General features: G+C 75.3%; 23 protein-coding genes. 13 read left to right on the plus strand and 10 right to left on the minus strand.

Annotated elements, in window-relative coordinates; translation table 11 throughout:
* Positions 1-81: 81 nt before the first annotated feature.
* The 9 genes from ACI784_RS04735 to ACI784_RS04775 all read left to right on the plus strand — a co-directional run bounded on the left by ACI784_RS04735 (position 82) and on the right by ACI784_RS04775 (position 6799).
* Complete coding sequence (locus ACI784_RS04735; RefSeq protein ID WP_456921728.1) at positions 82-567, plus strand: flagellar protein FlgN; 486 nt, start codon at positions 82-84, stop codon at positions 565-567.
* A complete protein-coding gene (flgK, locus tag ACI784_RS04740) occupies positions 564-1991 on the plus strand; it encodes a flagellar hook-associated protein FlgK (RefSeq protein WP_457012640.1) in 1428 nt (475 codons plus the stop codon). The genes ACI784_RS04735 and flgK overlap by 4 nt, the downstream gene beginning before the upstream one ends.
* A gap of 5 nt (positions 1992-1996) precedes the next feature.
* A complete protein-coding gene (gene flgL, locus ACI784_RS04745) occupies positions 1997-2899 on the plus strand; it encodes a flagellar hook-associated protein FlgL (RefSeq protein ID WP_457012641.1) in 903 nt (300 codons plus the stop codon).
* Complete coding sequence (fliW, locus tag ACI784_RS04750) at positions 2896-3300, plus strand: flagellar assembly protein FliW (RefSeq protein ID WP_457012642.1); 405 nt, start codon at positions 2896-2898, stop codon at positions 3298-3300. The genes flgL and fliW overlap by 4 nt, the downstream gene beginning before the upstream one ends.
* Positions 3301-3403: 103 nt before the next feature.
* Positions 3404-3739, plus strand: coding sequence for a carbon storage regulator CsrA (gene csrA / locus ACI784_RS04755; protein ID WP_456921732.1), 336 nt, complete (start codon positions 3404-3406; stop codon positions 3737-3739).
* 201 nt (positions 3740-3940) lie between these two features.
* Positions 3941-4399, plus strand: a complete 459-nt coding sequence (locus ACI784_RS04760) for a hypothetical protein (RefSeq protein ID WP_456921733.1) — start codon at positions 3941-3943, stop codon at positions 4397-4399.
* A gap of 71 nt (positions 4400-4470) precedes the next feature.
* Positions 4471-5568 (plus strand): flagellar biosynthesis protein FliA, encoded by a 1098-nt coding sequence (locus ACI784_RS04765; RefSeq protein ID WP_456921734.1) that lies wholly within the window; start codon positions 4471-4473, stop codon positions 5566-5568.
* Positions 5569-5699: 131 nt separating this feature from the next.
* Complete coding sequence (locus tag ACI784_RS04770) at positions 5700-6044, plus strand: hypothetical protein (RefSeq protein ID WP_456921735.1); 345 nt, start codon at positions 5700-5702, stop codon at positions 6042-6044.
* Entirely contained in the window at positions 6041-6799 is a 759-nt protein-coding gene (locus ACI784_RS04775; RefSeq protein WP_457012643.1) for a hypothetical protein, read from the plus strand. Before ACI784_RS04770 ends, ACI784_RS04775 begins: the two co-directional genes overlap by 4 nt.
* Before the next feature lie 85 nt (positions 6800-6884).
* Here the strand turns inward: ACI784_RS04775 and ACI784_RS04780 are convergent, their stop codons facing one another.
* The 5 genes from ACI784_RS04780 to ACI784_RS04800 form a co-directional block, all read right to left on the minus strand.
* Positions 6885-8990, minus strand: a complete 2106-nt coding sequence (locus ACI784_RS04780; protein WP_457012644.1) for an NlpC/P60 family protein — start codon at positions 8988-8990, stop codon at positions 6885-6887.
* A 166-nt stretch (positions 8991-9156) separates the two neighbouring features.
* Complete coding sequence (locus ACI784_RS04785; protein ID WP_457012645.1) at positions 9157-9366, minus strand: hypothetical protein; 210 nt, start codon at positions 9364-9366, stop codon at positions 9157-9159.
* A gap of 99 nt (positions 9367-9465) precedes the next feature.
* Positions 9466-10779 carry a citrate synthase gene (locus ACI784_RS04790; protein ID WP_456921739.1) on the minus strand — a complete coding sequence of 438 codons (1314 nt, stop codon included), beginning with the start codon at positions 10777-10779 and terminating at the stop codon, positions 9466-9468.
* 56 nt (positions 10780-10835) lie between these two features.
* The gene (locus tag ACI784_RS04795) at positions 10836-11063 is read right to left on the minus strand and encodes a hypothetical protein (protein WP_456921740.1); all 228 of its coding nucleotides are present in this window, start codon (positions 11061-11063) and stop codon (positions 10836-10838) included.
* A 58-nt stretch (positions 11064-11121) separates the two neighbouring features.
* On the minus strand, positions 11122-12534 hold the full coding sequence (locus ACI784_RS04800; protein ID WP_457012646.1) for a class II fumarate hydratase: 1413 nt from the start codon (positions 12532-12534) through the stop codon (positions 11122-11124).
* A gap of 187 nt (positions 12535-12721) precedes the next feature.
* Between ACI784_RS04800 and ACI784_RS04805 the strand changes: the two genes are divergently transcribed.
* The gene (locus tag ACI784_RS04805; protein ID WP_457012648.1) at positions 12722-13891 is read left to right on the plus strand and encodes a hypothetical protein; all 1170 of its coding nucleotides are present in this window, start codon (positions 12722-12724) and stop codon (positions 13889-13891) included.
* A gap of 43 nt (positions 13892-13934) precedes the next feature.
* Positions 13935-14603 carry a DUF1707 domain-containing protein gene (locus ACI784_RS04810; RefSeq protein ID WP_457012649.1) on the plus strand — a complete coding sequence of 223 codons (669 nt, stop codon included), beginning with the start codon at positions 13935-13937 and terminating at the stop codon, positions 14601-14603.
* 78 nt (positions 14604-14681) lie between these two features.
* Here ACI784_RS04810 and glpX read toward each other — a convergent pair whose 3' ends face one another.
* Positions 14682-15731 carry a class II fructose-bisphosphatase gene (gene glpX / locus ACI784_RS04815; protein WP_457012651.1) on the minus strand — a complete coding sequence of 350 codons (1050 nt, stop codon included), beginning with the start codon at positions 15729-15731 and terminating at the stop codon, positions 14682-14684.
* A 118-nt stretch (positions 15732-15849) separates the two neighbouring features.
* On the opposite strand from glpX, the gene ACI784_RS04820 reads away from it, so the two are divergent.
* Complete coding sequence (locus ACI784_RS04820; protein WP_457012652.1) at positions 15850-16452, plus strand: DUF4245 domain-containing protein; 603 nt, start codon at positions 15850-15852, stop codon at positions 16450-16452.
* On the opposite strand, the gene ACI784_RS04825 is transcribed toward ACI784_RS04820, so the two are convergent.
* The 3 genes from ACI784_RS04825 to ACI784_RS04835 are packed head-to-tail and all read right to left on the minus strand — an operon-like array spanning position 16440 to position 19252.
* Positions 16440-16655 carry an exodeoxyribonuclease VII small subunit gene (locus ACI784_RS04825; protein ID WP_456921746.1) on the minus strand — a complete coding sequence of 72 codons (216 nt, stop codon included), beginning with the start codon at positions 16653-16655 and terminating at the stop codon, positions 16440-16442. The two genes, ACI784_RS04820 and ACI784_RS04825, sit on opposite strands and share 13 nt — an antisense overlap.
* Positions 16652-17872, minus strand: a complete 1221-nt coding sequence (xseA, locus tag ACI784_RS04830) for an exodeoxyribonuclease VII large subunit (RefSeq protein WP_456921747.1) — start codon at positions 17870-17872, stop codon at positions 16652-16654. Before xseA ends, ACI784_RS04825 begins: the two co-directional genes overlap by 4 nt.
* Positions 17873-17914: 42 nt before the next feature.
* Positions 17915-19252 carry a hypothetical protein gene (locus ACI784_RS04835; RefSeq protein WP_457012653.1) on the minus strand — a complete coding sequence of 446 codons (1338 nt, stop codon included), beginning with the start codon at positions 19250-19252 and terminating at the stop codon, positions 17915-17917.
* A 132-nt stretch (positions 19253-19384) separates the two neighbouring features.
* Between ACI784_RS04835 and ACI784_RS04840 the strand changes: the two genes are divergently transcribed.
* Positions 19385-20356: a 4-hydroxy-3-methylbut-2-enyl diphosphate reductase gene (locus ACI784_RS04840; protein ID WP_456921749.1), complete on the plus strand. Its 972-nt coding sequence runs from the start codon at positions 19385-19387 to the stop codon at positions 20354-20356.
* 82 nt (positions 20357-20438) lie between these two features.
* Here the strand turns inward: ACI784_RS04840 and ACI784_RS04845 are convergent, their stop codons facing one another.
* Positions 20439-21188 (minus strand): DUF6542 domain-containing protein, encoded by a 750-nt coding sequence (locus tag ACI784_RS04845; RefSeq protein ID WP_456921750.1) that lies wholly within the window; start codon positions 21186-21188, stop codon positions 20439-20441.
* Positions 21189-21299: the final 111 nt, after the last annotated feature.

Below are 21299 nucleotides of genomic sequence, written 5' to 3' on the forward strand. Positions count from 1 at the left end.
CGGTGCCGATGGCAGTTGCTGAGAACCCGCTGGCAGCACCGAGGTCTGGCAGCCGGGGAGAGCGGAAGGACGGTGAGGGACGTGGACTACCAGCACCTGTCGACGTTGCTCTGGCGGGAACAGGAGCTGCTGGACCTGCTCCTGTTCAAGGCGGAGGAGAAGCAGTACCTGATCGTCACGGGCAAGACGCGCTGGCTGTCGCGCATCGCCCACGAGATCGAGGTCGTCCTCGACCAGCTGCGCACCCTCGAGGTGGAGCGCGCTGCCGCCACCGAGGTCATCGCCGCGCGCCTGGGTGTGGGTGCCAATCCGTCACTGCGCAAGCTCGCCGAGGCCGCCCCCGCGCCGTGGAACGACCTGTTCGGCAAGCACCACGAGGCGCTCCTGGTGCTGGTCACCGAGCTGCGCAGCCTGTCCGACGCCAACCGCGAGCTGATCGCGGGCGGCCTGGCCGCCATCGGGGACGCCCTGCTGTCGGTCAAGGCTCCCTCGGCCGGCACCTACGGCTCCACCGGCCGCAGCGACGAGCGGGCGCACCGCGCGGTCACCCTGGACGGAGCACTGTGAGTTCGTTCTCGGGTCTGAACGCTGCGACGACGGCGCTGTGGGCCGCGCAGCGCGGTCTCGACGTCGTCGGGCAGAACGTCGCCAACGTCAACACCGAGGGCTACTCCCGCCAGCGGGTGTCGCTGCAGGCGATGGGCGGCACCGCCGTCCCCGCCATCTACTCGGTGAGCGACGCCGTCGGCTCGGGCGTCGACTCCGACACGATCATCCGCATCCGGGACGCGTTCCTCGAGGGGCGCGGGCAGGTCGAGTCGGCGCGCACGGCGAGCCTCACGGTCTCCGACGACGTCCTCACCCAGGTGCAGACGGCGTTCCGTGAGCCGGGCGAGAGCGGCGTCCAGAGCATGCTGGCCGACGTGTGGGCCGGGTTCAGCGACCTGGTGAACAACCCGACCGAGCCGGCCGCGCGCAGCCAGGTGCTGGAGCGGCTGGACATCCTGGCCGGCGGCCTGCGCACCACCAGCGCGTCGCTGGACCAGCAGTGGACCCAGACCCGCGACAACCTGCAGGCGCTGGTCGCGGAGGTGAACTCCACCGCGGCGTCGATCGCCGAGCTGAACGCGTCGATCCAGGCGGCCGGCAACCTCGGTCTGCCGGTCAACGAGCTGAGCGACCGCCGTGACGGGCTGGTCCTCTCGCTGGCCAAGCAGGTCGGCGGCACGGCCGTCCCCGACGACGACGGCATGGTGAAGGTCCTCGTGGGCGGCACCACCGTGGTGTCGGGTGGCCGGGCCATCACGCTGCAGGCCGTCGGGGCGGCCGGTCTGGCCGGAGTGGGCTCCGGGGACGACCCGCGCGTCGTCACCGTCCCGGGCGGCACGACGGTGGCCCTCGGGGGCACCGGCGGCGGTCAGCTCCAGGCGCTGACGACGACGATCCCGAAGTACAGCCGGGAGCTCGACGCCGTCGCCCGCCAGCTGGTCACCGCGCTCAACGGCGTGCAGACCACCGGCTACGACGCGGCGGGCGCGCCGGGCGAGCCGCTCATGGACGACGGTGCCGGGGGCACGGGTGCCACGGTGACCGCCGGCAACATCTCGCTCCGGCTCACCGACCCGGCGAAGCTCGCCGCGGCCTCGGTGCGGCCCGCTGACCTGGGTGGCGCGGTCTCCGGCGACGGCATCAACGCCGACCGGTTCGCCCAGCTCGGCCTGGCCGCCAACGGCGTCGACGTCAACTACCGGGCCCTCGTCGTCGCCCTGGGCGTGGAGGCCTCCGTGGCCGCCCGCGACCTGAAGGTGCAGACGGTGATCTCCACGCAGGTGGACGCGGCGCGGGAGTCGGTGTCGGGCGTCAACCTCGACGAGGAGATGACCTCCATGCTGTCGTTCCAGCACGCCTACAACGCCGCGGCCCGCATGGTCACCGCGATCGACGAGGCCCTGGACAAGCTCATCAACGGCACCGGCGTCGTGGGGCGCTGATCCTGATGCGCATCACCCACCGGGCCGTCACCCAGACCGCCCTCAACGGCCTCAACAGCAACCTGTCGGCGGTGAACAAGCTGCAGCAGCAGCTGACGTCGGGCAGGCAGATCAGCATGCCGTCGGACTCGCCGACCGGCACCAACAAGGCCATGCAGGTCCGCCAGGAGCAGAGCGCGACCACGCAGTACGCGCGCAACATCTCCGACGGCAAGACCTGGCTCGACGCCACCGACAGTGCCCTGAGCTCGGTCATGAGCCAGGTGCAGCGGGTCCGGAACCTGACCGTGCAGGCCATGAACACCGGCAGCATGTCGGAGACCTCGCGCGAGGCCATCAGCGCCGAGATCGTCGCGCTGCGCGAGAGCCTGCTCGGCATCGCCAACCAGACCATCGCCGGCCGGCCGATCTTCGGTGGCGTGACGACCGGGAGCCGGGCCTACGACACGGCGACCGGCGGCTACGTCGGCGTCGACGGTGCCGCGCTGGTACCCGAGGTGGTCGTGCGCCGCCGCATCTCGAGCACCGAGGAGGTGAGGATCGACGTGACCGGCCCCGAGGTGTTCGGCCCCCCCGGCGGTGACCTGTTCGGTCTGGTCGGGAACGTCGCGGACCACGTGACCAGCGACCCGTCCGCGCTGGGGGCCGACCTGACCGCCCTGGACGTCGCGATCGACCGGCTGCTCAGCGCGACCTCGACGATCGGCGCCCGGTCGGCCCGCCTGGAGGCCGCCGGTCAGGTGAACTCCGACCTGCAGCTGACGCTGAAGACCCAGCTGGCATCGGTCGAGGACATCGACATGCCCAAGACGATCATGGAGCTCAACCAGCAGCAGGTCGGCTACGAGGCGGCGCTGCAGGCCACGGCCAAGGTCATCCAGCCCACCCTGCTGGACTTCCTGCGATGACGCTGTCCGCGGTGGCGACGCTCCCCCTGCTGTCGCTCACCGAGGCGCTGCCCGGCTTCCCGGGGCACCGTGACTACGTGCTCGTCACGGCGGACGGCGACGGCCGGCTGTTCTGGCTGCAGTCGATGGCGCCCGAGGGGCCGCGGTTCCTCGCCATCGACCCGGGCATGTACTTCCCGGGGTACGCGCCGGTGCTGCCCCGGTCGGTGCGCGCCGACCTGGAGCTCGCCGATCCGACGGAGGCCCGCGTGTACTGCCTCGTGACGGTCCCGGCCGAGGGGCCGGCGGCGGCCACGGCGAACCTGCGGGCCCCGATCGTGGTCAACCCGGCGAACTGGCGGGCCACCCAGGTGGTCCTGCCGGACTCCACCCATCCGATCCGGCGTCCCCTGCGCCGATAACTGAGGAGGGCGGCGCACCGCCCGGGGCCCGGACGGCGCCCGGCGGTCCCGCCCGGCACCACCGCCAAGGACGGCTCCCACACACACCCATGGAGGGGTACCCATGCTCACTCTCACCCGCAGCGTCGGCGAGACCATCCGCATCGGCGACGACATCGAGGTGCACGTCGTCGAGGTCCGTGGCGGCACGGTGCGCCTGGGGTTCAAGGCCCCGCGGGAGGTGACCATCCACCGCGAGGAGGTCTACCGGCAGATCGCCGAGGCCAACCTGCTCGCGGCCCAGGTCACCGCCGACACGCTCGGCGCGCTCGCCGCGTTCGCCCCCGCGGCGGTCGGCGCGCCCGAGTCGGCTCCCGACGGCGCCGCGACGGAGGCACCCGAGGCCCCGGCGGGCACGCCCGCGGGTCGCGGGAGGGCCGCGGAGGACGCCGCCGGCTGACAGATCTGACCGGGGGATGACCCCCCGCAGCTGGCGAGACCTGCCGAGCACCGCATCGGCCGGTTCCGATCCGCCACCGACACGGGCAAGACCTGCCGAAGAGAAGGCCCGACAACTGCGTTCGGCACAGCGAGTGTTGTGCTGCCTCTTGGCGTTGCATGCGCGAGAGTTGCCCCAAGCACGTCACAGGGGGCGATCACCATGCAACAGAGCGCAGTCACCGCGACCGGCATCGACGCCGGCGACCTCGGCACCGAGTCCGACACCGTGGTCGTGCACGTCCAGCTGCGGCCGCGTCGCGGGTCGACCCGGCGCTGCCTGGCGGCGCTGGCCGAGCTGGCCGGGGTCCACCCCGACGTCTCCTTCGACCTCACGGGGCTGAGCAAGGACGACCGCGTCGTCCGCGTCACCGTCGGCGTGGAGCTCGGCCCGCGCGCCGCGGTCGCCCGGTTCTCACCCGAGGCGCAGGCGGCGTACGCCTTCGTGAGCGCCATCTTCACGACGCTGTACGACCACATGCCCGTCTACACCGTCGAGCCGAGCGGGGCCGAGCGGGCCGCCGCGGCCGACCTGATGAGCCGCCTGGAGTCGGGGTCGGCCACGCCCGCCGCCGTCCCCGCCCCGCGCCAGCCCCTGCCGGCCGAGCAGATCCCGGCCTGAACCCTCCCCGGGCGCCCTGCGTGGTGCCCGGCGCGGCCACGTCTTCCCCACACAGTCGCCCAGGAGTCCCGGTGTCCGACCGCATCCCCACCTCGTCCGACGTCCCCGCCGCGGCGCGCGGCCGCGCACCCCTCGTCTTCGGCGGCCTCCCCGAGGCCGAGGGCTGGGCCCTCGCCCCGATCACCCCGCGCGACCGGGTGCACTTCCGGGTCGACCGCGAGCTGCCCCTGGAGGAGTTCCGGCGCGAGCTGCCGGACGGCGTCACCGTCAGCTACGACCAGGGCGACGGCCTCTACCGGGTGGACGGCGCCTGCGGCTCGGCGCAGGTGCTGGCCGACTGGGTGCGGGCCTGGTGCGCCGGGCGCGGCTGCACGACGGTGGGCCTGCGGGCGGAGACCGACGTGCGGCGACGGGCCGCCCGCGACCTGCCGCCGGCCTACCTCGACGAGCTGTGCCGCCACTACCTGCCGGTGAGCCTCAAGCGGCTGCAGCGGAACATGAGCACCCTGCGGCTGCACCTGCCCGACCCCGACGACCTCACCCAGCAGGTGAGCGAGTGGATCCTCAAGGCGGTCGGGCAGTACGACGAGACCAAGGGCGTGCCGTTCGGGGCGTTCCTCGCCACGCAGCTGTCGAAGTGGGTGCACGACCTGGGCCGCAACGCCCACGGCCGCACCGCCGCCGACACGGAGAACAAGCAGCAGAAGGCGATCGCGGCCTTCACCGCCGAGCACCAGCGCAAGCCGAGCGAGAAGGAGCTGGCCGCCTACATGGGGCAGAGCGTCGCGACGCTGCGGCGCAACTCGCAGACGGTGGCGACCCTGAACGGGCTGCGCAACCTGCAGTCGCTGGACGGCGGGCCCGAGGGCACCGAGATCATGCTGCCCGACACCAGCGAGGCGCCCGACGAGATCATGGGCGAGGCGGAGCAGACGCTGCTGTCGCACGCGCTGACCGCCGCCTGCGCCCCGGACCCGACCGCGCGGCCGGACCAGCGGGCCGGCCAGCCCAACGTGCTCGGCTGGGCCACCTGGTACCTGACCACCTGGGGTGGCAGGACCAAGACGCAGCTGTCGGCCGACCTGGGCACGTCGGTGCGGAACATGAACGTCCACGCCGACCGCGTCGAGCGCAGCCTCAAGCAGCGGCTCGCCGAGCTCGCGGACTGATCCGTTCCGTCGGGAGAAAAGGGGCGGGGGACGGGTCGAATGCGCCGCCGGCCTGCCGATATCTCCTTCGTGATGGAACGCACGGGTCCCCGCCGCGACGGTGGGACCGTGCCGGGGCGGGACGGCGCCCGATGAGCGCCCTCGCCGCGGGAGAGCCCACCCCTGACGTGCTCCTGCCGCACTGGCTGGCCGCCACCGACCGCGAGCAGCTGGCCGCCGTCGTGCGCCGGGCGCTGGAGGACTCCAGCGTGCACCCGGTCGCGGCGGTGCACCTCGCCGACGTCCTGACCGAGCTGCACGTGGCGGCCGCGCGCGACGCCGTCTGGCCGGCGTCGGCCGCCCGCGTGCGGCGGGTGACCGGCTGGGGCGCCGACGTCCTCCCGGTGCGGCTGTCCGCGCGCGAGCTCGCCAGCGTCCTGGACCTGCCCGCCCTCCCGCCGCCCGTGCGGACCGCGCTCGGCCGGGGCCGCGTGTGACCACCGGTCCGGGCGGGGGCTCCGGCCTGCTGCAGCGGCTGCGCCCCGTGCCGGTGACCGTGGCCGACCTGCGACGGGCGGTGGCCGACGCCGTGCCGCGGCTCCGGACGCCGCGGCTGCGGATCACCCTCGTCGAGGACCGGGTCGACGGCCCGGTGCTCGTGGTCGTGGAGGGCGAGCGGCGCGAGCGGGTGCCGCTGCGCGACCTCGCCGAGGACATGACCGACGCCCGTGTCGCCCCCGGGCCGGACTCCCTGGCCGCGGCGCTCGCCGCCTGGGTCGAGTCGCGGCCCGTGCCGGACACCGCCGCGGCCGAGGCCGGGATCGCCGTCCTGGACTGGACCGACCGGAGGCAGACCGCGATCGGCTGGCGGGTCGTCGTCCGCCGGGGGCGGACCGCCCTGCCCTGGACGCCGTCGGCCGGACTCGGCCCGCGCGAGGTGCACCGGGTGCGGGCGGACGCCGCCGACCGGTCCGCGGCGGTCGCCGGCGAGCTGCGGGTCGAGGGACCGGTGGCGCTGTGGTCCCACCCGGAGGTGCCGCTGCTGGCCTCCGCGGTGCTGGTGCGCCCCGAGCGCCTGCTCGACCGGATCGCCGCGGCGGGCCTGGAGGTGGCCGACCCCCACGTGGTCGTCACCCCGAGCTCCGCAGTGGCGTGTGCCGGCGCGGGTGTCGCCGCCCGCCTCGCCGGGGAGACCGGCGAGGCGTGCGTGCGCCTGCCGTGGCAGCAGCTCGCCCGGCTCCGCTGGCTGTAGAAGGACCTCGTCCCCTCACCGCTCGCGGGCTCGCGGCGAACCTCTGGACGCGGCCGACCGGGTCGGGTCGTCGGCCGGCTCCCGTTCAGCTGAGCAGGCCGAACTCCCAGTGCCAGGGCTCGGGCTTCTCGCCACCGGGCCGGGCCCACTCCGGCTGGACGAACCCGAAGCGCCCCGCGTTCTCCGCCATCCACGTGTTCTGCGCCGTCCCGGCGACGTTGATCCCGCCGCACAGGTCGACCGCCAGCGCCCACCCGTGGTTCGACGTCCCGGGCACGGCGGCCAGGGCCGGCTTGGCGCGGAACGCCGTCACCTGGGCGGCGTGGGACCGGTAGGAGTCGGTGATGCACAGCGCGCGGCCGAAGGCCGCCTCGAAGGCGGTGGCCATCGCCGTGTAACCGGCGGCGGCGTCGCACCGCAGGGAGTGCCCGCGGGCGATCGTGCAGAGCGTGCCCGCCGGGATCCTCCCGTTCGACCAGCCCCCCCACGCGGGGCTGACCGGGCCCACGGGCGTCGGGGGCGCGCCGCACGCGCCCCGGCCCGCGGTACCGGCCGGCAGGGCCGGGTTCGGCTCGGCCGGGCCGGGCAGGGTGGCCCGCACCGCGCCGGTGGCGTCGGACAGCGTCCGCACGCCGACCTGGTAGGTCGCGGCCGAGGCGGCGACGACCTGCCCCTCGCCGAGGTAGACCCCGACGTCCGTCCCGCCGTCTGCGAAGACGAGGTCGCCGACCTGGAGCTGGGACAGCGGGACGGCCGCCCCCCGGGTCCACTGCTCGGGAGAGCCGGTGGGCAGCGCGTACCCCGCCAGCAGCCACGCGCCGGCGGCCAGCCCGCCGCAGTCGTAGCCGTCCGGACCGGCGCCGCCGGGCACGTACGGCTTGCCGAGCTGGGCCAGCGCGCTGCTGACGGCCGCCACGGTCTCGGCCGGCAGCACGGTCACCGGCCGGCTGCCGACGACGGCCCACGCCACACCGGGGACCGGCTGGCCGGCGCCGTCGAGGGCGGGGGAGAAGCCGGGCGGCAGCGCAGCCGGGTCGGCCAGGGCGGCCGCCGGCGGCGGCGTGATGCCGGCCGCGGCCAGCGCCCCCAGGTGGTCCTGCCAGCGGCGCAGCGCCTGCTCGTTGGTCTCCTGCTGCGCGCCCGCCGACGGCACGGTGCCGAGTGCGGCCAGCTGGGCGGCGACGTCGGTGCGCAGCCCGCCGCTGTGCGCCCGCACGTCCGCGAGGACGGCCGCGGCCTGCCGCTCCACGGTGGCGACGGCGGCCTGCGCGGTCGCCACCCGCTCGACCGCGATCGCCAGGGCCGCCGCGGCACGGTCGGCCCGGACGACGACCCGCTCCAGGTCCCGTCCGGAGAGCTCGGTCAGCGCCGCCTCGCGCAGCACGTCGGCGGTGGCGGCCGGCTGCCGCACGCTCAACGTGAGGAGGGGGTGCCGCGCCTCGGGAGAGGTCCGGTAGAGCGCCGCGGCGCGGGCCCCGACGTCGGTGCGGGCGGTGGCCACGGCGTCGCGGGCGGCGCGCTCGGCGTCCTGCGCCTGCTGCAGCTCGGCCCGGCGGGCGGCGAGGTCCTGCTGCAGCGCCCGGTAGTGGTTCGCGCCGTCGAGCATCGTGCCCTGCGCGGCCAGCGCCAGGCTGGTGCTGTCGGTGGGTTCGGCCGCGCTGCCGGGAGCCTGCGTCCCCGGGGCCAGCAGGCCGGCGAGGACCGGCAGCACGAGACCGAGGGCGGCCAGCGACACCCGCACCTGCCAGTGGCGACGACCGGCGGGGGCGCCGTCGGGCCGCGCGCGGCCGGTGCCCCGCCGCGACCGCGACCTCGCGCGGGAGCGGGCCTTCCGGGCCGGGGGACGCCGCCGGGCGGCACCCGACCGGCCGGCTGGGGGAGTGGAGCCGTCGGCCCGGGCGGCGAGCGTCGCCCGCAACGCCCTGACCTGCTCGGGGGTGAGCGCGGGACGCGCCGAGGCCGCTGCGGGGCGAGGACGAGTGGCGGGGGCCCGGCCGGCGGGAGTCGTCGTGGTGGCGGGGGTCGTGCCGGCGGTGGCGCGCGGGCCGCTGGTCCGGGCGGCCTGGCGGAGGGCGGCCTGGCGGGCGGTGGCCTGGCGGAGGGCGGCCTGGCGAGCGGCGGCGACCAGCGCCGCCTGGCGTTCGGCCGGCGTGCCGCCGGGACGGGAACCCCTCGTGCGTGGTGCGGGCACTGCGGATCCCCCGGCGTCCTCGTCGTACGTGGCCGGCTCCGCGATGTGCAGCGGAGCTCTCGGCCGTCGTATCGACGGACGCGGCGGGTGCCCGGAGGGCTCCGGGCGCCGGCGTCACCCCTCCGGGGGAGGGTGGATCACGGGTGGCACCCGATCGGCGTAGCGGTCAGCGACCGGCGGGGGTGCGCTCGGCGGGGGGCCACCAGCCGCCGTGGTGGTGCTCGAGGGGGATGCGCAGCTCGCCGCCGTCCTCGGTGGAGACGACCAGCTCGACCTGCGCGACGCGGCGGTCGGCGCCGTCGAGGCGGACCACCTCACCGGTGGCCAGGGGGACAGGAGGGAGGGTCAGGTCGTCCTCGGGCGAGGACTCGGCCATGGGACTCCTCCCCGGGAGGCGCGGCTGGACGGTGTCATGCTGCCCGAGACGCCGAGGTCCCGTCGCCCGGGTGGACGACGGGACCTCGGAGGCCGGTTCTCAGCGGTCGGCGATGTCCACGAACGCCCGCTCGGTCTCGCCGGTGTAGACCTGGCGCGGGCGACCGATCTTGGTGGACGGGTCGGCGATCATCTCGCGCCACTGGGCGATCCAGCCGGGCAGCCGGCCGAGGGCGAACAGCACGGTGAACATCCGCGTCGGGAAGCCCATCGCCCGGTAGATCAGCCCGGTGTAGAAGTCGACGTTCGGGTAGAGCTTGCGCTGGATGAAGTAGTCGTCGCTGAGCGCGATCTCCTCCAGCTGGCGGGCCAGGTCGAGCAGCTGGTTGTCCCCACCGAGCTTGTCCAGCACAGCATCGGCGGTCTTCTTCACGATCGCCGCGCGCGGGTCGTAGTTCTTGTAGACCCGGTGCCCGAAGCCCATCAGCTTGACGCCGGGCTCCTTGTCCTTCACCCGCTGCACGAAGCGGTTGATGTCGCCGCCCTCGCGCTGGATGGACTCGAGCATCTCCAGCACCGACTGGTTTGCCCCGCCGTGCAGCGGACCGAACAGGGCGTTGATGCCGGCCGACACCGAGGCGAAGAGGTTGGCGTTCGAGGAGCCGACCAGGCGCACCGTCGACGTCGAGCAGTTCTGCTCGTGGTCGGCGTGCAGCACGAAGAGCATGTCCAGTGCCGCGGCGAGCTCGGGGTCGACCTCGTAGGGCTCGGCGGGGAACCCGAAGGTCATCCGGAGGAAGTTCTCCGTCAGCCCCAGCGAGTTGTCGGGGTACAGGAACGGCTGCCCGACGGACTTCTTGTACGCGTAGGCGGCGATCGTGGGCAGCTTGGCCAGCAGCCGCAGCGTGGAGATCTCGACCTGCTCGTCGTCGAACGGGTCCAGGGAGTCCTGGTAGAAGGTCGACAGGGCGCTGACCGCCGAGGACAGCACCGGCATGGGGTGCGCGTCGCGGGGGAAGCCCTTGAAGAACTGCTTGAGGTCCTCGTGCAGGAGGGTGTGCCGCCGCAGCCGGCAGTCGAAGTCGGCCAGTTGCTGGGCGTTGGGCAGCTCCCCGTAGATCAGCAGGTAGCTGGTCTCCAGGAAGCTGGCCTTGCCGGCCAGCTGGTCGATCGGGTAACCGCGGTAGCGCAGGATCCCGGCGTCACCGTCGATGTAGGTGATCGCCGAGGTGCACGACGCCGTGTTGACGAAGCCGATGTCGAGAGCGACCTGGCCGGTCGTGGCCAGGAGCTTGCTCGTGTCGATGCCGTCCGCGCCCTCCGTCGCGGGGACGACGGGAAGGGGCAGGTCTCCACCGGGATAGCGCAGGGATACGTCGGCGGTGCCGGCGGGTGCGCTCGCTGTCTCGCTCATCAGATGCGCACGCTACTCAATACCGGTCCGTAGGGCACCTGCCGGTCTCGGGGCGGTCAGGCGGAGGAGGGGACGGCCGGCGTCGCGCCGTGCCCCTGTCCCGTGCCCGCGGCGTCCGGGGCCGACCACAGTGGCGAGGCGACCAGCCGTTCCAGCCGGTCGAGGACGCCGTCGGCGAACACCGGCCGGCGGCCCGTCTCGGGGACCCGGAACGGGGCGTCGAGGCGCCGGAGGACGGCGGCGAGCAGGTACGCCCGCATGGTGTCGTCGAACAGCCCCGGCACCCCGACGCGGACCGCCCCCGCCCGGCCGGTCGCGGGGCCCGCGACCGGCCGGTGCGGCTCAGGGGTGGGTCATCGACAGGACGTCGAGCGCCTCGTCGAGCTGGGCCTCGGTGAGCTTGCCCTGCTCCACGTAGCCGCGCTCCACGACCACCTGGCGGATCGTCTTCTGCTCGGCCAGCGACTGCTTGGCGACCTTGGCGGCCTCCTCGTAGCCGATGTACTTGTTCAGCGGCGTCACGATCGACGGCGAGGACTCGGCGTAGGCCCGGCACTGCTCGACGTTGGCGACGATCCCGTCGACGCAGCGGTCGGCGAGCAGCCGGCTGACGTTGGCCAGCAGGCGGATCGACTCGAGCACGTTGCGCGCCATGAGCGGCAGGGTCACGTTGAGCTCGAAGACACCGGTGGTGCCGGCGTAGGTCACCGCGGCGTCGTTGCCGATCACCTGGGCGCCGACCTGGATGACCGCCTCGGGGATCACCGGGTTGACCTTGCCCGGCATGATGGAGCTGCCCGGCTGCAGGTCGGGCAGGAAGATCTCGCCGAGCCCGGTACGCGGCCCCGAGCCCATCCACCGCAGGTCGTTGGCGATCTTCACCAGGCCGACGGCGATGGTCTTGAACTGACCCGAGGCCTCCACCAGCGCGTCGCGCGAGCTCTGCGCCTCGAAGTGGTTGCGGGCCTCGGAGAGCGGCAGGTCCAGGTCGGCGGCGAGCCGGTCGATGATCGCCGCGGCGAAGCCGGGCGGGGTGTTGATGCCGGTGCCGACCGCGGTGCCGCCCAGCGGCAGCTCGCCGACGCGGGGGAGGGAGGCCTCCAGCCGCTCGACCCCGTAGCGGACCGCCGCGGCGTACCCGCCGAACTCCTGGCCGAGGGTGACCGGGGTGGCGTCCATCAGGTGGGTGCGGCCGCTCTTGACGACCTCGGCGAACTCCGCCTCCTTGCGGGCGAGGGAGGCCTCCAGGTGCCGCAGCGCCGGGATGAGGTCGCGGACGATCGCCTTCGTCGCGGCCACGTGGATCGCCGACGGGAAGACGTCGTTGGACGACTGCGAGGCGTTGACGTGGTCGTTCGGGTGCACCGACGAGCCCAGCGCCTCGGTGGCGAGGGTGGCGATGACCTCGTTGGTGTTCATGTTGCTCGACGTCCCGGAGCCGGTCTGGAAGACGTCGATGGGGAAGTGCTGGTCCCAGTCGCCCTGGGCCACCGCGCCGGCGGCGGTGCCGATCGCGTCGGCGACCTCCTGCGGGAGCACGCCCAGCGAGGCGTTGACCGCGGCGGCCGCGCCCTTGATGGCGGCGAGGGCACCGATCAGCTCGCGCTCGATGGGCGTGCCGGAGATCGGGAAGTTCTCGACGGCGCGCTGGGTCTGCGCCCGCCACTTCGCCCAGGCGGGGACCCGCACCTCGCCCATGGAGTCGTGCTCGATGCGGTACTCGTCCTGCCCTGCGCCGTCCTGCTGTGGGGCCACGCTGCGCTCCCGGTTCGTGGTGTGTCGGATCAGTGCTCCGCCCGCGACCCTAGAGGGCTCGCGCGGGCCGCTCGGGACGGACGCCGTCCCTGCCGCCGGCACGGGGACGACGGTCCTGGTCGCGGCGGCGGGTGGCCCCTAGCATGCCGACCGGCCGTCCGGCCTCCCTCTGGACCCGAGGACCGCCATGTCCCAGCCGCCGTCGAACCCGCCGCCCGGCGCCCCCGAGCCGCCGGGCGGACAGCCCGGCCGCCGGGGCCCGGACGACGAGGAGACCCAGCAGCTCGTTCCGTCCGGTCCGGACGACACGACGACGCAGCGGCTCGGCGGGGACGGCGGGACGACGCAGCAGATCAGGCCCGGGGACGTGCCGCCGCCCCCGGTTGCGGAACGGCAGGACACCCGGCGGTTCGGCCCGCCGCAGGCCGGTCAGCAGCCACCGGGGTACGGCCCGCCACCGGGCTACGGCGCGCCCCCGGGGTACGGCGCGCACCCGGGGTACGGAGCGCCCCAGGGGTACGGCCCGGGATACGGACCGCCGCCCGGGTACGGCCAACCGCCCTACGGACCGCCGCCGGGCTACGGCCGGCAGCCGCCGTACGGGGGGCCGCCCTACGGGCAGGTGCCCTACGGCCAGCCGCCGTACGGGCCGCCCCCTCCCAGCCGCAGCCGGCGGACCGCGGTCCTCGCCGCGGTCGTCGCCGGCGTCGTGGTCCTCGCCGCCGTCGCCGTGGGGCTGTTCTTCCTCCTGCGCGACGACGGCTCCGGCCCCTCGTCGCGGACGACGGAGCCCTCCGCCTCGCCGTCGGAGTCCGCGCCGACCGGGCCCCCGCGCCGGACCGCGACCCCCAGCCGGCCGGTCCCGGCGCCGGCGCCCGCACCGGAGCCCTCCGGTGGACCGGACGTGCCGGCCGGTCGGCCGCCGGGCACCCTCGGCGACGACCCGGCGCTCGACGCCCTGGCCCAGCAGTGCTCCGAGGGCGACTGGACCGCCTGCGACACCCTCTACCTGGAGAGCGGGATCGACTCGGCGTACGAGGCCTACGCCGAGACCTGCGGTGGCCGCAACGAACCCGACCCGGGCGGCTGCGTGGGCCGCTACGCCGAGGGGGCGGCCGGTGGCATCCCGGCCGGCCTGCCGCCGGCCCAGCCGGCCCCGACCGGGATCGGCGACGAGGACGTCCAGCAGGTGGCCGACGGCTGCGAGGCCGGGATCATGGCCTACTGCGACATCCTCCGGCTGGCCACGCTCGACGAGACCGATCCGGCGCTGCGGCCCTACGGCGAGTACGGGCTCACCTGTGGCGGCCGCAACGAGCCGAGCGACACCGCGTGCACAGACCTGTACCCGGCCTGACGACGGTCCCCGCGAGCCGGGCGGTCCACTAGCGTCGGGGCCCGTGAGCACGAGCCCGGACGCCGTCCCCGACCCCGCCCCCGCCGTGCGCGCCTCCGACGCCGACCGCGAGGTCCTCGTCACCCGGCTGCAGAAGGCCCTGGCCGAGGGCCGGATCGACCTGCACGAGTTCGGCGAGCGGGTGGAGGGCGTCTACGCCGCCGTCACGACCGCGGACCTGGGGAGGTTCGTCGCCGACCTGCCGCCGGACGCGCCGCCGCCGGTGGAGATCGTGGGCACCCGCGTCCCCGAGTCGATGACGGCGGTGTTCGGCGACATCAAGCTGGAGGGCACCGCCGACGTGCCGCGGGACGTCTCGACGGTCTTCGGCGACATCCGCCTGGACCTGCGGAACCTGCGCACCGACGCCGACCGGGTCGAGCTGGTGCTCGGCACCGTGTTCGGGGACGTCGACGTGATCGTCGCCGAGGGCGTCGACGCCGAGATCTCCGGCTGGACGGTGTTCGGCGACAAGAGGACCCAGCTCGCGCCGGTGCCCCGGCTGGCCGGCACCCCGCGCGTCGTCGTCCGGGCGCGGACGGTGTTCGGCGATCTCAAGCTGCGCAGCCTGGCGCCGGGGGAGTCGCCGAGCCGCTGGCGGGCGGTCATGGACCGCCTCGCCCAGCGGCACCTGCCCCCGCCGCCTCCGCTCCCGCCCCGCCCGCCGGTCTGACCCCGGCCGGACCCGGGCCCGGCCGGGGCCAGAGGCCCGCCGCGAGCTCGCGAGCGGTGAGGGGGACGGGGTCCTTCGTCAGTTCTCCCGGTCGAACGGCACCGCGGAGTACGCGCGCAGCTTGGCCAGCGAGTGCAGGCTGTCGATGGAGCGGATGGTGCCCGAGCGGGAGCGCATGACCAGCGACTGCGTGGTGCAGCCACCGGCCCGGTACTGCACGCCGCGCAGCAGCTCGCCGTCGGTGATGCCGGTCGCGACGAAGAAGACGTCACCGCGGACCAGGTCGTCGATGTGCAGCACCCGGTCGAGGTCGTGACCGGCCGCGACGGCCTTGTCCCGCTCCTCGTCGTCCTTGGGCCACAGCCGGCCCTGCAGCGCACCACCCATGCACTTGAGCGCGCAGGCGGCGATGATCCCCTCCGGGGTGCCGCCGATGCCCAGCAGCAGGTCGACGCCGGTGCCCTCCCGGGCGGCGGCGATCGCACCGGCGACGTCGCCGTCGGTGATGAACTTGATCCGGGCGCCGGCCTCGCGCACCTCGTGCACCAGCTGCTCGTGCCGCGGGCGGTCGAGGATGCAGACGGTGACGTCCTCGGTCGAGATGCGCTTGGCCTCGGCCACCCGGCGGATGTTCTCCGCGACCGGGACGGTGATGTCGACGACGTCGGCGGCGGCCGGCCCGGTGGCCAGCTTCTCCATGTAGAAGACGGCCGACGGGTCGTACATGGCCCCGCGGTCGGCGACCGCCATGACCGCGATGGCGTTGGGCATGCCCTTGGCCATGAGCGTCGTGCCGTCGATCGGGTCGACCGCGACGTCGCACTCCGGACCGTTGCCGTCACCGACCTGCTCGCCGTTGTACAGCATGGGCGCCTCGTCCTTCTCGCCCTCGCCGATCACGACGACGCCCTTCATGCTGACCGTGCCGATGAGCGCGCGCATCGCGTCGACCGCGGCGCCGTCCCCGCCGTTCTTGTCCCCGCGCCCGACCCACCGGCCCGCGGCCATGGCCGCCGCCTCCGTGACGCGGACCAGCTCCATGGCCAGGTTGCGGTCGGGAGCCGGACGGTCGGCGCGGAAGGTGCCGCCGTGGGGGTTCAGGGGGCCTTCGGGGAGCGGCAAGGACACGGGACCTCCTGGGAAAGGACCCCGTCCTCCCCGCCCTCGGCAAGCTCAGGGTGGGGCCCGGGACGGGGCACGTACGCGTGGCGGCGGAGCGGGGGAGCAGTGCTGCGATCCTAGGGGAATGACCGGAGTCGGCCCGACGAGCCAGCCCCCCGCCGGGGCCCCGCCCACCCCCTCGCCCGCGATCGAGCGGGCCAACCGCATGAGTGCGGCCAACATGATCCGGTCGCTGGTCCCGCTCGTGGTCATCTGCCTGCTGATCGTCGCCTGGGTGACGTTCCGGCAGCCGGACGTGGACCCGGTCCGCGAGGTCGACCCCAGCAGCACCCTCCAGCTGGCGGCGGCCCGCGCCGGCTACCCGCTGGTCGCCCCGGCCGGCCTGCCCGACGGGTACCGGGTCACCAGCGCCCGCACCGACGCCGGCGGCGCCGACGCCGGGGACCCGGTGACCCTCGAGCTGGGCTACGTCACCCCGTCGGAGGAGTTCGCCGGCTACGTGGTCAGCGACGACGCCCGGGCCGACGCGGTCACCGGCGTCCTGGCCGGCGCCGAGGAGGAGGACACCGTCGACGTCGACGGGCAGCCCTGGACCCGGTCGACCACCGCGCGCGGGGAGACGGCGCTGTGGCGCGAGGACGCCGGGGTGACGGTGCTCGTCACCGGCTCCGCGACCGACGACGAGCTGACCGAGGTGGCCGGCGCGGTGCGGCCCTACTCGGGCTGATCACCCGGCGCGGCCGAGGCCAGGCGCTCTCGGGCGCGGTCCAGCCAGTGCTGGCACAGCTCGGCCAGGGCCTCGCCGCGCTCCCACAGGGCCAGCGACTCCTCGAGGGTGAGCCCGCCGGCCTCCAGCTTCCGGACGACGTCCGCGAGCTCCTCTCGGGCCTGCTCGTAGGTCGTCGTCGGCTCGTTCGTCGGCTCGCTCACGGCTGCACATCCTCCCTGTCGACGCGCACCGGCAGCCGGCCGCCCGCGACCCGCACCGTGAGCCGCTCGTCGTCGGCCACCTCGGCGGGGTCGCGGACCAGGGCGCCGTCGGCCCGCTGCAGCACCGCGTAACCGCGCTGCAGCGTCGCCGCGGGGGACAGTGCCGCGACCCGCGCGCGGGCGTGCTCCAGGTCGCGCTCGGCCCCCTCCACCCGGTGGGTGAGCGTGCGGCGGGCCCGGGTGCGCAGCGCCAGCACGTCCTCGGCGCGGCCGTCCAGCAGCCGCTCGGGGGCGGCCAGCGCCGGCCGGCTGCGCACGCTGTCCAGCCAGCGTTGCTGCTGGTCCAGCCGGGCGGCCAGCAGGTGCCGGGCGCGGGCCCGCAGGCCGTCGACCAGCCGGCGCTGCTCGCCGATCTCGGGGACCACCCGGTGGGCGGCGTCGGTGGGGGTGGCCGCCCGGACGTCGGCGGCGTGGTCGACCAGCGTGGTGTCGGTCTCGTGGCCGACGGCGGTGACCACGGGGGTGCGGCAGGCGGCGATCGCCCGGACCAGCCCCTCGTCGGAGAACGGCAGCAGGTCCTCCACCGAGCCGCCGCCGCGGGCGACGACGATGACCTCCACGGCCGGGTCGGCGTCCAGCCGGCGCAGCCCGTCGATCACCGAGGCGGCGGCGCTGGGCCCCTGCACCAGGCTGTGGTGGACGGCGAAGCGCACGGCCGGCCAGCGACGCCGGGCGGTGACCAGGACGTCGCGCTCGGCGGCGCTGTCCCGGCCGGTGACGACCCCGACGACGGCCGGCGCGAACGGCAGCGGGCGCTTGCGGGCGGCGTCGAACAGACCCTCGGCGGCCAGCAGCCGGCGGATCCGCTCGATGCGGGCCAGCAGCTCACCCAGCCCCACCGCGCGGATCTCGGTGGCCCGCAGCGAGAAGGAGCCGCGGGCGATGTAGTAGTCGGGCCGGGCCCGCACGATGACCCGGGCGCCCTCGGTCAGCTCCAGGCCCGGCCGGTCGGCGACGTCCCGGGCGCAGGTGACCGGCACCGAGAGGTCGGCCGCCGGGTCGCGCAGCGTGAGGAAGACGGTGGCCGACCCGCGCCGCGACAGCTGGGCGATCTGCCCCTCGACCCACACCTCACCCAGCCGGCCGATCCACTCGGCGACCTTGCGGGCCACCGTGCGGACCGGCCAGGGGGCTTCCGGGGAGGACGGGGCGGTCATGCCCCCGAGGGTGCCAGCAGGCGACGACCGTCCCACGAGGGGTCAGGCGCCGCGCGGTGCGAGCGGGCTGTTCTCCACGGCCTGCCGGTCCAGCTTCTCCAGCCGGTTGCGCAGCATGCGGAGGTAGGGCTCCCGGGCGCCGTGGGACTCCTCGTAGTCCAGGAGCTCCTGCACGGTCACGGCCTGGTAGCCGCGCAGCCGGCCGCGCAGTTGCGCGACGGTGAAGGTCTCGTAGCCGTCGACCGGCGCCGCGGCCTGGTCGCCGCCGCTCGCCTGCTCGCCGCCGGTGGCCGCGGCCACCGGGGTGCCGCCCTCGTCGGTGGCCACCACCGGCTCGGTCCGCCCCTCGGCGGCCTCGCTCCCGGCGCCGCCGAGGGCGTCGTCCACGCGGGCGCCCGCGGCGGTGACGACCTCCTCGCCGCGGCCGGTCGCGTCGGCGTCGGCCGCCGGGGTCGCGGTGTCCGCCGCCGTCGTGGCGCGGCCCTCCCCGGCGCTGGACTCACTGCCGAGCGCCTCGTCGACCCGCGCCTCCTGCTCGGTGACGACGCGGTCGACCGCGGTGCCCTCGGCCGGCGTCGGCTCGCCGGGGACGGCCTCGGGACCCGGCGCCTCCGGGGCGGCGACGCCCTCGTCGGTCACCGTGCCCTCGACGGTCTCGACCTGGCCGTCCGGGGTCAGGACGTCGACGTCGGTGGCGACGTCCGGCGTCTCTCCCGGCTGTGCGGCGTCGATCGCCGGACCGGCCGTGTCCTCGGCGGCGGTGTCGGCCGCGGCGCCGTTCCCGGTGACCGGGGCCGGCGGCGTGGTCGGGCTCTCCGCGATCAGGTCGGTGTCGACCAGGCCGCCGTCGGTGCCGCCGCCGTCGACCAGGGCGGTGTCGGGGGCCCCGTCGGCCTCCAGGAGCGCGGTCTCGAGCGCGTCCTCGGCGGTGAGCCCGGGCTCGGGCAGCTGCAGCTCGGCCGCCTGCACCTCGTCGGTGATGTCCTGGAGCGCCTCGACGACCTCCTCCGGCGAGGGCTCCGGGGGCAGCCCGGAGACCTCGTCGTCGACGAGACCGGCGGCCTGGTCGGCGACCTCCGCGTCGCCGGCCCGGTCGAACGCCGACGTGTGGACCCGGGTGTCGGACGTCGCCTCGGGCAGGTCGTCGTCGAAGGTGGCCAGCCCGGGCTCGTCCTCGCCCCGGATCCCGGTCAGCAGCTCGTCGCCGCGGGCGACCAGGCCCGCGTAGTGCTGTTGCAGCTTCATCGTGGCCTGCATGGCCAGGCCGAGCACGCGGACCGGCAGCCCCGGCAGCGTCTGCGGGAGCCGGCGGGCCTCGTCGAGGACGGTGGCGGCCAGGCCGGCGACGGCGCGGACGGCCTGGGGGATCTCACGCGACATGCCCCCAGCCTGCCGCAGCCGCTGCCGGTTGGCAGCCTCGTGCCGGCCGACGCCACCCGGACGGGCGCGGGGAGTGGCGGGCGTCTCCTCGCGCGGCCGGGCCGGAGGGCGCCGCCCACCTACCATGGAGCCATGGCTGATCAGCGCGGACGCGTCCTGCTGGCCGATCCCCGGGGTTACTGCGCCGGGGTGGACCGGGCGGTGGTCGCGGTCGAGCGGGCCCTGGAGATCCACGGCGCCCCGGTCTACGTCCGCAAGCAGATCGTCCACAACAAGCACGTGGTGGCCACCCTGGAGCGGCGCGGGGCGGTGTTCGTCGACGAGACCGCCGAGGTGCCCGAGGGCTCGGTGGTCGTCTTCAGCGCCCACGGCGTCTCCCCGGCGGTGCACCAGGAGGCCGCCGACCGGCAGCTGAAGACGATCGACGCCACCTGCCCGCTGGTGAGCAAGGTGCACCAGGAGGCCAAGCGGTTCGCCAAGGAGGACTACGACATCCTCCTGATCGGCCACCGCGGCCACGAGGAGGTCGAGGGCACCGCCGGCGAGGCCCCGGCGCACATCCAGCTCGTGGACGGCGCCGAGGACGTCGCCAACGTGCAGGTGCGCGACCCGGAGAAGGTCGTGTGGCTGTCGCAGACGACGCTCTCGGTCGACGAGACCCTCGCCACCGTCGACCGGCTGAAGAGCCGGTTCCCCGGTCTGCAGTCCCCGCCGAGCGACGACATCTGCTACGCCACGCAGAACCGCCAGCAGGCGGTCAAGCAGATGGCCGGAGAGTGCGACCTGGTGGTCGTCGTGGGCTCGACGAACTCGTCGAACTCGGTGCGGCTGGTCGAGGTGGCACTGGAGGCCGGCGCCCGCGCCGCGCACCTGGTGGACTTCGCCGCCGAGATCGACCCCGCCTGGCTCGAGGGGGTCACCACCGTGGGGGTGACCAGCGGCGCCTCGGTGCCGGAGGTGCTCGTCGGGGAGGTGCTCGACTGGCTGGCCGAGCGCGGCTACCCCGACGTCGAGACGGTCAAGGCGGCCGAGGAGAAGCTGGTGTTCGCGCTGCCGCACGAGCTGCGGGTGCGCCGCGCCGAGCCGGCGGCCGACCCGGCCTGAGGGTCGCCCTACGCACCGCAGACGACGGTGGCCCCCTCCCGTGCGGGAGGGGGCCACCGTCGTGTCGGGGCCGCGCGGCCGCTCAGCGGCGGGCGGCCCACCGGATGAGGGCGACCACGAGCGCGACGCCGGTCGCGACCGCCATGGACGGGAAGCCGCGGATCAGCAGGGTGGCCAGGCCCGCCAGGTTGACCGTCCCGAACACGGCGGTGACGGCGACGGCGGCGACGATGTACACCAGCGGCGGGGCGATCACCATGGTGGTGAGGTCGCGGCGGCGGACCAGCAGGGTGCCCAGCGCGGCGGCGATGGCGAGCGTGCCCAGCGTGAGGACCCCCAGGCCGGCGCTCAGGTAGGAGTCCGCGGCGGCGCCGACCAGCGTGACGACGAGCACGGCGAGGACGGCCGCCCAGCCGCGCAGCCGGCTGCCGCGCTCCGGCTGGTCGGCGGCCGGCCGGCCGGCGGAGCGGGACTCGGCCGGACGCGGGGCGCGGCGGCCGGAGGCGGGCTGGTCCTGGTCGGCCCGCTCCGAGGACCGCGGGCGCTCCTGGCGGCTGCGCTCGACCGGCGGGACGGCGGCCGAGCGGTGCGGCACCGGCGGCCGGGTGGAACGGGCACGGTCGTCCTCGGGGCGCCGGCGCTCGAGGCGGGCCAGGTGCTCGGGCAGCGGGGGGATGTCGGTCGAGCGCATCGGCCCGGCCGGTCGCGCCCGCGGGGGCACCGGCGGGCGGGGGATGCGCGACACGTACTCGGCCGCCTCGGGGCGGGGCGCCCGGGGGCCGGAGCGCATCCCGGACTCCCGCCAGGTGTCAGCCGTGCTCGCCGAGGCCATGGCGCACCTCCCCTTGCTCGTCGGGGGACCCCCGTCGTGGGGTTCCGCTCACGGGCAACGGTAGCCACGGGAGGGGGCCGGTGCCGGGAGGACCGACCGGGGGAGCGCTGT

Source organism: Geodermatophilus sp. SYSU D01186, from assembly GCF_054050215.1.

Excerpts from the sequence above, each read along its gene's own strand:
- ACI784_RS04790 (WP_456921739.1), bottom strand. The coding sequence starts at position 10,779 with ATGAGCGAGACAGCGAGCGCACCCGCCGGCACCGCCGACGTATCCCTG.
- ACI784_RS04785 (WP_457012645.1), bottom strand. The coding sequence starts at position 9,366 with ATGGCCGAGTCCTCGCCCGAGGACGACCTGACCCTCCCTCCTGTCCCC.
- flgL (WP_457012641.1), top strand. The coding sequence starts at position 1,997 with ATGCGCATCACCCACCGGGCCGTCACCCAGACCGCCCTCAACGGCCTC.
- ACI784_RS04805 (WP_457012648.1), top strand. The coding sequence starts at position 12,722 with ATGTCCCAGCCGCCGTCGAACCCGCCGCCCGGCGCCCCCGAGCCGCCG.
- fliW (WP_457012642.1), top strand. The coding sequence starts at position 2,896 with ATGACGCTGTCCGCGGTGGCGACGCTCCCCCTGCTGTCGCTCACCGAG.
- csrA (WP_456921732.1), top strand. The coding sequence starts at position 3,404 with ATGCTCACTCTCACCCGCAGCGTCGGCGAGACCATCCGCATCGGCGAC.
- xseA (WP_456921747.1), bottom strand. The coding sequence starts at position 17,872 with ATGACCGCCCCGTCCTCCCCGGAAGCCCCCTGGCCGGTCCGCACGGTG.
- ACI784_RS04840 (WP_456921749.1), top strand. The coding sequence starts at position 19,385 with ATGGCTGATCAGCGCGGACGCGTCCTGCTGGCCGATCCCCGGGGTTAC.
- ACI784_RS04835 (WP_457012653.1), bottom strand. The coding sequence starts at position 19,252 with ATGTCGCGTGAGATCCCCCAGGCCGTCCGCGCCGTCGCCGGCCTGGCC.
- ACI784_RS04845 (WP_456921750.1), bottom strand. The coding sequence starts at position 21,188 with ATGGCCTCGGCGAGCACGGCTGACACCTGGCGGGAGTCCGGGATGCGC.
- ACI784_RS04820 (WP_457012652.1), top strand. The coding sequence starts at position 15,850 with ATGACCGGAGTCGGCCCGACGAGCCAGCCCCCCGCCGGGGCCCCGCCC.
- ACI784_RS04770 (WP_456921735.1), top strand. The coding sequence starts at position 5,700 with ATGAGCGCCCTCGCCGCGGGAGAGCCCACCCCTGACGTGCTCCTGCCG.
- ACI784_RS04760 (WP_456921733.1), top strand. The coding sequence starts at position 3,941 with ATGCAACAGAGCGCAGTCACCGCGACCGGCATCGACGCCGGCGACCTC.